This window comes from Pseudomonas sp. NPDC087336, from assembly GCF_044744285.1.
In the GTDB taxonomy this organism is placed as follows: domain Bacteria; phylum Pseudomonadota; class Gammaproteobacteria; order Pseudomonadales; family Pseudomonadaceae; genus Aquipseudomonas.
Genome location: NZ_JBIUYA010000016.1, coordinates 150,745 through 160,001 on the forward strand (window position 1 = coordinate 150,745; position 9,257 = coordinate 160,001).

The window sequence follows — 9,257 nt, forward strand, 5'->3', positions numbered from 1 at the left end:
ACGCACGCTCATGACGCCCGGATAGACGAAAAATCCGGGCGTCGCGTACGAATTAGAAACGTCGTAAATCGAGCGTCATCGGTAGCTCGTCATTAATTTCCATATTCGGTATCGGAAGTTTCCCCGGCGTGTGTCCGATTCGGAAGAAACGCGCCATTCGCCGGCTCTCGGCTTCATTGGCGTTCACTGGCAACGTCTCGTAGTTGCGCCCACCCGGATGGGCGACGTGGTACTGGCAACCGCCCAGCGAACGCCCCATCCAGGTGTCGAGCAGGTCGAACACCAGCGGCGCATGGACCGGGATGGTCGGCTGCAGGCAGTTGGCCGGCTGCCAGGCACGGAAACGCACACCGGCGACGAACTCGCCGACCCGCCCAGTGGGCTGCAACGGCACAGGTATGCCGTTGCAGGTCAGCAGGTAGCGCTGCGGCGGCAAGCCGCTGAGCTTGACCTGCAGGCGCTCCAGGGACGAGTCGACGTAACGCACCGTGCCACCGACCGCACCCTCCTCGCCCAGTACATGCCATGGCTCAAGTGCCTGGCGCAGTTCCAGCGCGATGCCATTGACGGCGTAGTCGCCGACCTTGGGAAAGCGGAACTGCAGGTGCGCCGCAAACCACTCTGACCGCACCGGATAACCGGCGGCGTTAAGATCGGCAATAACGTCAGCAAAATCCTGTTCGATAAAGTGCGGCAACAGGAACCGGTCATGCAGCTCGGTGCCCCAGCGCGCCAGTTTTGGCGGCGCATAAGGCTCGCGCCAGAACCGTGCAACCAATGCCCGCAGCAATAGCTGCTGGGCCAGGCTCATGCGCGCATGGGGTGGCATTTCAAAGGCGCGCAACTCCAGCAAGCCCAGGCGACCAGTCGCGCCATCCGGTGAATAGAGTTTGTCGATGCAGAACTCGGCACGATGGGTGTTGCCGGTCACGTCGATCAACAAGTTACGCAGCAGTCGATCCACCAGCCACGGCGCGCACTCTTCGCCCGGCGCAGGCATCTGGGCGAAGGCGATTTCCAGTTCATACAAGGCGTCGTTGCGCGCTTCGTCGACCCGTGGAGCCTGGGACGTCGGGCCGATGAACAATCCGGAAAACAGGTAGGACAAGGACGGATGGTTATGCCAGTAGCTGATCAGGCTGCGCAGCAAATCCGGACGCCGCAGAAACGGTGAGTCCGCCGGCGTCGCGCCCCCCAGTACGAAGTGGTTGCCTCCACCGGTGCCGGTGTGCCGGCCGTCGATCAGGAATTTTTCGGTGGTGAGTCGGGTCTGGCGCGCTTCTTCGTAAAGAAATTCAGTGCGTTCAACCAACTCGTCCCACGTTGCGGATGGCTGCACGTTGACTTCGATCACGCCGGGATCAGGGGTGACGCGAAAGTTGCTCAGGCGCGGATCGCTCGGCGGTTCGTAACCCTCCAGCAATACCGGGCAATCGAGCTCCTGGGCCGTGGCTTCGATGGCGGCCACTAACTCCAGATAATCTTCGACCCGCTCCAGCGGCGGCATGAACAGGTACAACCGGCCTTCCCGTGCTTCGGCGCAGAAAGCGGTGCGGGTCAGCCAATCGGCGGACTCATCGACCTTCGGTGCCCGATCTTCAATCTGCGCCGCCGCGCCCTGGCGCTGTAGTTGTTCTGTATCAGGTAGCGCCGGGAAATCCTGGCTGGGATCCTTGGGGTGAATGAAAGGATACTCCGCCGCCTTCACCCACGGCTGTGAACCCAGAGGCAGGCGATACCCCAGCGGCGAGTCCCCCGGCACCAGGCGGCAGTGCTCGTCACGCAGATACCAACGGCCGCTTTGCCACTGATCACCCTTGGCGGTGCGCGCGAGCGGCAGGACCTGGCCAATCACCTTGTCCAGGCCCTGACTGAAGACTTTGCGCAAACGCGCCCGCTCCAGAGGCTCTTCGAGTCGCGAGTCTTCGGCGCTGACGTTCACCGGCAAAGTGCCTTCACGCCAGAGGTAATAGAAATTGTCTTCGTAGGCTGGAAACACAAAGCGTGTAGGAATGTTCAAGCGTTCGGCGACACTCGCCAGAAAACGCCCGGCCAGCTCGTCATTGGCGCCGTAATCCTGCTGCTCGTCGGCGATCAGCGCGCTGTCATGCCAGATCGGCACACCGTCGCGCCGCCAATAGCAATTGAGCGACCAGCGCGGCAGTTGTTCGCCGGGATACCATTTGCCCTGGCCAAAATGCACCAAGCCTTGCGGGGCATAGCGCTGGCGCATGCGCTGGAACAGTTCGGCGGACAGTCGACGCTTGTTCGGTCCCAGCGCCGCGGTGTTCCACTCGGCACCGTCCGGATCATCGATGGACACAAAGGTCGGCTCACCGCCCATGGTCAGGCGCACGTCGCCTTCGAGCAGGTCGGCATCGATCTGCCGGCCCAGCGCCTGGATCGCCAGCCACTGCTCTTGCGTGTAAGGCTTGGTGACCCTTGGCGCCTCCCAGATCCGCTCCACCGACATTTCGTGGCTGAATTCGCACTCGCACGGTTCCACCAAGCCACTGATCGGTGCCGCAGAGGACGGATCGGGACTACAGGCCAACGGAATGTGTCCTTCACCGGCAAACAGCCCCGAGGTTGCATCCAGGCCGATCCAGCCGGCACCCGGTAAATACACCTCGCACCAGGCGTGCAGGTCGGTGAAGTCCACTTCGGTACCGGAAGGACCGTCGAGGCTTTTCAGGTCGGCGGTCAATTGAATCAGGTAACCCGACACGAAACGCGCGGCCAGTCCCAGGTGACGCAGCAGTTGCACCAGCAACCACGCGGAATCGCGACAGGAACCGGAGGCCTGATCCAGAGTGTGCTCGGGCGTTTGCACCCCCGGCTCCATGCGGATCAGGTAGTTGATGTCTTCGCTCAGACGCTGGTTGAGCGCGACGAGGAAATCCACAGCCGGCAATGGCGTGCGGTCGATGCCATCCAGATAGGCCTTGAACTTCGGCGTCAGGGGCAAGGTTTCCAGGTACGGCGCCAGCTCCTTGCGCTCGTCGGTCGCGTAAGCGAATGGGATTTTTTCTGCGTAAGGCTCAAGGAAAAAGTCGAACGGGTTGAACACCGCCATTTCCGCCAACAAATCGACTTCGATACGCAGCTCGTCGGTTTTCTCGGGGAACACCAACCGCGCCAGGTAATTACCCTGGGGATCCTGCTGCCAATTGATGAAGTGCTGCTCGGGCGAGACTTTCAGCGCATAGGAAAGTATCCGCGTGCGGCTGTGGGCGGCGGGACGCAGGCGAACAATCTGCGGGCCCAACTCGACAGCGCGGTCATAGCGGTAATGTGTTACGTGGTGCAATGCGACATGAATCGACACGGCGTGCCTCCTGCGAGCCCTAAGCGTATTGGAAAGCGCGCAAGACTTATGCCATCGAGCAGTGCTGGCGCTTTCTCCGGTTGCAGGAGGCAGTACAGCACCAAAACCGGGCGATGCGGGAAATTGGTTGGAGAGAGTTGCACGGATTTGTGGCGGCCAGTTGCATAGTCGTCGCCCACGCTGGCCTCTTCGCGGGCAAGCCCGCTCCCACAGGGATCTGCTGCGAACACACAATCGCGTGCAACCTCGAACACTGTGGGAGCAGGCTTGCCCGCGAAGAGGCCAGTGGCTCCAGCACAAATGGTTAAAGCCTGAAATGCAAAACGCCAACCCGAAGGTTGGCGTTCTGTTCAGCTCAAGCGAGGCTTAGCGCGGCACGACCGGCTTGCGCGCAGGCTTGGGTCCCTTGCCCTTGGCCGCTTCCTTGCGCTCCTTGGCCGCCTGCTGGTTGCGGGCAAATGCCGCCGCCTTGGCCTGCTCACGCTTGTCCCACGGGTTGCCGCCATCGCTGGCGCGCGGTGGCAGGCCGGTGTGCTGGGTCAGGATCTTGGTGGTCTTTTCCCCTGCGACCTTGTGGCTGCCGGCCGGCGTCGAGTTCTTACGACGGGCACTCTGGTAGCTGTCAGTGGACGGCTGGTGCAGCGGGATCAACTGGTTCTTGCCCGGCCCGATCAGATCGGCGCGGCCCATGCGGGTCAACGCCTCACGCAGCATTGGCCAGCCCTTCGGATCGTGATAACGCAGGAACGCCTTGTGCAGGCGACGCTGCTCTTCGCTCTTGACGATGGTGACCGCGTCACTCTTGTAGGTGACCTTGCGCAGCGGGTTCTTGCCCGAGTGGTACATCGCGGTGGCGGTGGCCATCGGCGACGGGTAGAAAGCCTGCACCTGGTCGGCACGGAAACCGTTGCCCTTGAGCCACAAGGCCAGGTTCATCATGTCTTCGTCGGTAGTGCCCGGGTGGGCGGCGATGAAGTACGGAATCAGGTACTGCTCTTTCCCGGCTTCCTTCGAATACTTCTCGAACATGCGCTTGAACTTGTCATAGCTGCCGATGCCCGGTTTCATCATCTGGTTGAGCGGACCTTCCTCGGTGTGTTCCGGGGCGATCTTGAGGTAGCCACCGACGTGGTGGGTCACCAGCTCCTTGACATATTCCGGCGACTCGACCGCGAGGTCATAACGCAGGCCGGAGGCGATCAGGATCTTCTTCACACCCGGCAATTCACGGGCGCTGCGGTACAACTGAATCAGCGCCGAGTGATCGGTGTTCAGGTTCGGGCAGATGCCGGGGAACACGCAGGACGGCTTGCGGCACGCGGATTCGATTTCCGGGGTCTTGCAGGCGATGCGGTACATGTTCGCGGTCGGGCCGCCCAGGTCGGAGATCACGCCGGTAAAACCGGGAACCTTGTCACGAATTTCTTCGATTTCGCGAATGATCGATTCGTGGGAGCGGTTCTGGATGATCCGGCCTTCGTGCTCGGTAATCGAGCAGAAAGTGCAGCCGCCGAAGCAGCCACGCATGATGTTCACCGAGAAGCGGATCATGTCGTAGGCCGGGATTTTCTCCTTGCCATACGCCGGGTGCGGAATACGGGCGTAAGGCATGCCGAACACGTAGTCCATTTCTTCGGTGGTCATCGGAATCGGTGGCGGGTTGAACCAGACATCGACTTCGCCATGCTTCTGGACCAGGGCACGGGCGTTGCCCGGGTTGGTTTCCAGGTGCAGCACGCGGTTGGCGTGGGCGTAGAGCACCGCGTCGTTGCGGACCTTTTCCACCGACGGCAGACGGATCACGGTCTTGTCGCGGGTCATCTTCGGGCTGGCCAGGATCTGCACAACCTTGGCTTCCTGCGGGTCCTCAACCGGCCCCTTTTCCTGCTCGATGGCGCAGGCCTGGGTGTCCTGGGTATTCACGTACGGGTTGATAATCTTGTCGATCTTGCCCGGACGGTCGATACGCGTGGAGTCGACTTCGTACCAGTCTTTCGGTGTGTCGCGGCGGATGAACGCAGTGCCGCGCACATCGGTGATGTCTTCGATCTTGTGACCGTAGGACAGGCGCTGGGCGACTTCGACGATCGCACGCTCGGCGTTGCCGTAGAGCAGGATGTCCGCGCAGGCGTCGATCAGAATCGAGTTACGCACCCGGTCCTGCCAGTAATCGTAGTGGGCGATGCGGCGCAGGGACGCTTCGATGCCACCGAGCACGATCGGCACGTGCTTGTAGGCTTCCTTGCAGCGCTGGCTGTAGACCAGGCTCGCGCGATCCGGACGCTTGCCCGCCAGGCCACCCGGGGTGTAGGCGTCGTCGGAACGGATTTTCTTGTCGGCGGTGTAGCGATTGATCATCGAGTCCATGTTGCCGGCCGCGACACCGAAGAACAGGTTCGGCTCGCCAAGCTTCATGAAATCGTCTTTGGACTGCCAGTTCGGCTGGGCAATGATCCCGACGCGAAAGCCCTGGGACTCCAGCAGCCGGCCGATGATCGCCATGCCGAACGACGGGTGATCGACGTAGGCATCACCGGTGACGATGATGATGTCGCAGGAATCCCAGCCAAGCTGATCCATCTCCTCCCTGCTCATTGGCAGGAATGGCGCTGGTCCGAAACATTCGGCCCAGTACTTGGGATAGTCAAATAACGGCTTGGCTGCTTGCATGTCGATAACCGGTGTTGGCTTTCATTGAATTTCGCGGGCGCGGAATATAGCACAAATTTTGACCAATTCCGACGGCTGTGGTCGGAAATTGCGGCGACCCCATCGCGGCGGTGCGACGACTCGACAAGCCCGCTCCCACAGGTTTTTTGTCGAACACAACATCAGCGTCCGGTGCATACCCTGTGGGAGCGGGCTTGCCCGCGATGGGGCCCGCTGAGACAACGAAAGTTACTCGTCGTCGTCGAAGTTATAGCTGCCCGGCGCCAGGTTCTCGAATCGCGTGTACTTACCGATAAAGGCCAGCCGAATAAAGCCGATCGGACCGTTCCGCTGCTTGCCGATGATGATCTCGGCAATGCCTTTGTGCTCGGTCTCCGGGTGATACACCTCGTCGCGGTACACGAACATGATCACGTCGGCGTCCTGCTCGATCGCTCCGGATTCGCGCAAGTCGGAGTTCACCGGGCGCTTGTTCGGGCGTTGTTCCAGGGAACGGTTGAGCTGTGACAGCGCAACGACCGGACAGTTGAATTCCTTGGCCAGGGCTTTCAGGGATCGGGAGATCTCGGAAATCTCGTTGGTCCGGTTGTCACCGCTGGAGCCCGGGATCTGCATGAGTTGCAGGTAGTCGATCATGATCAGGCCGACTTCGCCATGCTCACGCACCAGACGACGGGTCCGCGCACGCATTTCCGACGGGCTGATACCAGCGGTATCGTCGATGAACAGCTTGCGATCGTTGAGCAGGTTCACCGCCGAGGTCAGGCGTGGCCAATCGTCATCTTCCAGTTGACCGGAACGCACCTTGGTCTGGTCGATGCGCCCAAGCGACGACAACATACGCATGATGAGCGATTCGCCTGGCATCTCCAGCGAGTAAACCAGAACCGCCTTCTCGCTGCGCAACACGGCGTTTTCCACCAGGTTCATGGCAAAGGTGGTCTTACCCATGGACGGACGGCCGGCAACGATGATCAAGTCAGCCGGCTGCAGGCCGCTGGTCTTCTCGTCGAGGTCGGTGTAACCGGTGGACAGGCCGGTGATGGCGTTGTCGGTGTTGAACAGGGTGTCGATGCGGTCGATGGCCTTGGTCAGCAGGTCATTCACACCCACCGGGCCGCCGGTTTTAGGCCGGGCCTCGGCGATCTGGAAGATCTGCCGTTCGGCTTCATCGAGAATCTCCGCAGCGGTACGGCCTTCCGGGTTGAAGGCGCTGTCGGCGATCTCGGTGCTGATGCCGATCAACTGGCGCAGGGTCGCCCGTTCACGAACGATTTGCGCATAGGCCTTGATGTTGGCGACGGACGGCGTGTTTTTCGCCAGTTCACCCAGGTAACCGAGGCCGCCGACCTGCGACGTCTGACCTTCCTTGTCCAGTTGCTCGGACAGGGTCACGACGTCGATCGGCATGTTCTGATCGGCCAGCTTGGCGATCGCACGGAAAATCAGACGGTGGTCATGTCGATAGAAATCGCCATCGGAGACTTGATCGAGCACGCGCTCCCAGGCGTTGTTGTCCAGCATCAGACCACCGAGTACAGCCTGTTCGGCTTCGATGGAATGCGGCGGCACCTTCAGCGCGGCGGTTTGCAGATCGTATTGCTCGGGAGCAGAGATTTCGTTCATGGCCACTTGGTTTTTTGAAAAGCAGGGGTTTGAAAACGGGTGTTACCAGAAAGACAAAGGGCACGACCTGTGAACAGGATCGTGCCCAATGTTACCGGCAAGCACCCGAGGGTGCCAGCCGACAAGTGCTGCTTAAGCTGCTACCACGACAACGCGTACGGTGGCTTCAACTTCGGCGTGCAGGTGCACGGCTACGTCGAATTCACCTACGTTGCGGATGGTGCCGTTCGGCAGACGAACTTCGCTTTTCGCTACTTCAACGCCGGAGGCGGTCAGTGCGTCAGCGATGTCGTGAGTACCGATCGAACCGAACAGCTTGCCTTCGTCGCCAGCGGTGGCAGTGATGGTCACTTCCAGCTCGGCCAGTTGGGCAGCGCGGCTTTCAGCCGACGATTTACGATCTGCTGCGGCTTTTTCCAGCTCAGCACGACGCTCTTCGAACGCAGCCAGGTTGGCTGGGGTCGCAGCGGTAGCTTTGCCGTAAGGCAGCAGGTAGTTACGACCGTAACCAGCCTTAACGTTCACTTTGTCACCCAGGTTGCCCAGGTTGGTGACTTTTTCCAGAAGGATCAGTTGCATGTGAAAATCCTCTTAACTTTTAACCTTCACCGTTCGCGCCATCGGCGTCTTTCGGCGCCAGACGACCGCGAAAATCAATCAGGCTGTCGACGATGGCCAAGACCACCAGCAACGGATAGATCAGCTGCATGAACAGCAACAGCGTGACGTACAACCCCACCAACCAGAACCTGGCCAGTCGCTTTTGCGCCACCAGCCCGTGAATCAGGGCCAGCCCGGCGAAAACCAGCGGTACGCTGCACAGCGGTACCAACATGGACATCTGGACACCGAGATTCGGTGTCACAACCATGCCCGCCAGCAGCAACATCGCGGGACCCAGCGGGATTCGGACGGCGCGAAACTCGCGACCGAAACCACCGGGGTTGTACAACAACGCCTGCCAGTAGCGCCCGACAATCAGGCTCAGCACACTGACGATTTGCAACAAGGCCGCAATCAGGCCGGTCAGGATCGGTGTAATCAGGGACGCGAAACGCGCTTGCTCGTCTACCGACATTTGCTGGTAGACCTCACCGAGTAGCGACGGCATGACTTTTATCAAAGCCTGCGCCAGCATCTCGATCTGGGGACCGAAAACCGCCCCCAGCACCACTGAAAACACCACTCCCATCGCTATGCTGACCAGCAGCACGCGGTTCCAGGACTCGCTTGCGCGCAAAACCAACGCAAGGCTCGCAGACCCCAGCAGCACCAGAAGTGCCCGTGGGTCGTCGGAGTACAGCCACCAGGCCAATGCCGGCAGCAGTCCCAGAGCAAGAACGCCCAGGGCGTCCCTCAATCCGCGCCGCAGGAGCACAAGGCATCCAGCGGCAGCACCCAACCAATACAACAACGGTAATGCCGCGCATCCAGCCACTACGAGAGTGGCCTGCATACGGCCCCGCATGATGAACTCAGCTAAGGCACGCATACATTCAATCCTTTGCTACGTGTCGACTGCCCGGTCTCAGCGGCCGTGGCTGTCGGTGTAGGCCAGCAGGGCCAGGAAGCGGGCGCGCTTGATAGCGGTGGCCAGCTGACGCTGATAACGAGCTTTGGTACCGGAGATGCG

Annotated in this window: 6 protein-coding genes; all 6 read right to left on the reverse strand. The window is 60.7% G+C overall.

Going from position 1 to position 9,257, the window contains the following annotated elements:
• Window positions 1–52: 52 nt before the first annotated feature.
• Entirely contained in the window at window positions 53–3,328 is a 3,276-nt protein-coding gene (locus ACIO0C_RS17945) for a DUF2126 domain-containing protein (protein WP_401314201.1), read from the reverse strand.
• A 366-nt stretch (window positions 3,329–3,694) separates the two neighbouring features.
• Window positions 3,695–5,998, reverse strand: a complete 2,304-nt coding sequence (locus ACIO0C_RS17950; RefSeq protein ID WP_008058979.1) for a YgiQ family radical SAM protein — start codon at window positions 5,996–5,998, stop codon at window positions 3,695–3,697.
• 228 nt (window positions 5,999–6,226) lie between these two features.
• Complete coding sequence (gene dnaB, locus ACIO0C_RS17955) at window positions 6,227–7,624, reverse strand: replicative DNA helicase (RefSeq protein ID WP_008058980.1); 1,398 nt, start codon at window positions 7,622–7,624, stop codon at window positions 6,227–6,229.
• A gap of 132 nt (window positions 7,625–7,756) precedes the next feature.
• Window positions 7,757–8,203: a 50S ribosomal protein L9 gene (gene rplI, locus ACIO0C_RS17960; protein ID WP_008058981.1), complete on the reverse strand. Its 447-nt coding sequence runs from the start codon at window positions 8,201–8,203 to the stop codon at window positions 7,757–7,759.
• Window positions 8,204–8,222: 19 nt separating this feature from the next.
• On the reverse strand, window positions 8,223–9,116 hold the full coding sequence (locus ACIO0C_RS17965) for a hypothetical protein (protein WP_401314204.1): 894 nt from the start codon (window positions 9,114–9,116) through the stop codon (window positions 8,223–8,225).
• Window positions 9,117–9,152: 36 nt separating this feature from the next.
• A partial coding sequence (gene rpsR / locus ACIO0C_RS17970) for a 30S ribosomal protein S18 (RefSeq protein WP_401314212.1) occupies window positions 9,153–9,257 on the reverse strand: 105 nt, incomplete at its 5' end.

Excerpts from the sequence above, each read along its gene's own strand:
- ACIO0C_RS17950 (WP_008058979.1), bottom strand. The coding sequence starts at position 5,998 with ATGCAAGCAGCCAAGCCGTTATTTGACTATCCCAAGTACTGGGCCGAA.
- dnaB (WP_008058980.1), bottom strand. The coding sequence starts at position 7,624 with ATGAACGAAATCTCTGCTCCCGAGCAATACGATCTGCAAACCGCCGCG.
- rplI (WP_008058981.1), bottom strand. The coding sequence starts at position 8,203 with ATGCAACTGATCCTTCTGGAAAAAGTCACCAACCTGGGCAACCTGGGT.
- ACIO0C_RS17965 (WP_401314204.1), bottom strand. The coding sequence starts at position 9,116 with ATGCGTGCCTTAGCTGAGTTCATCATGCGGGGCCGTATGCAGGCCACT.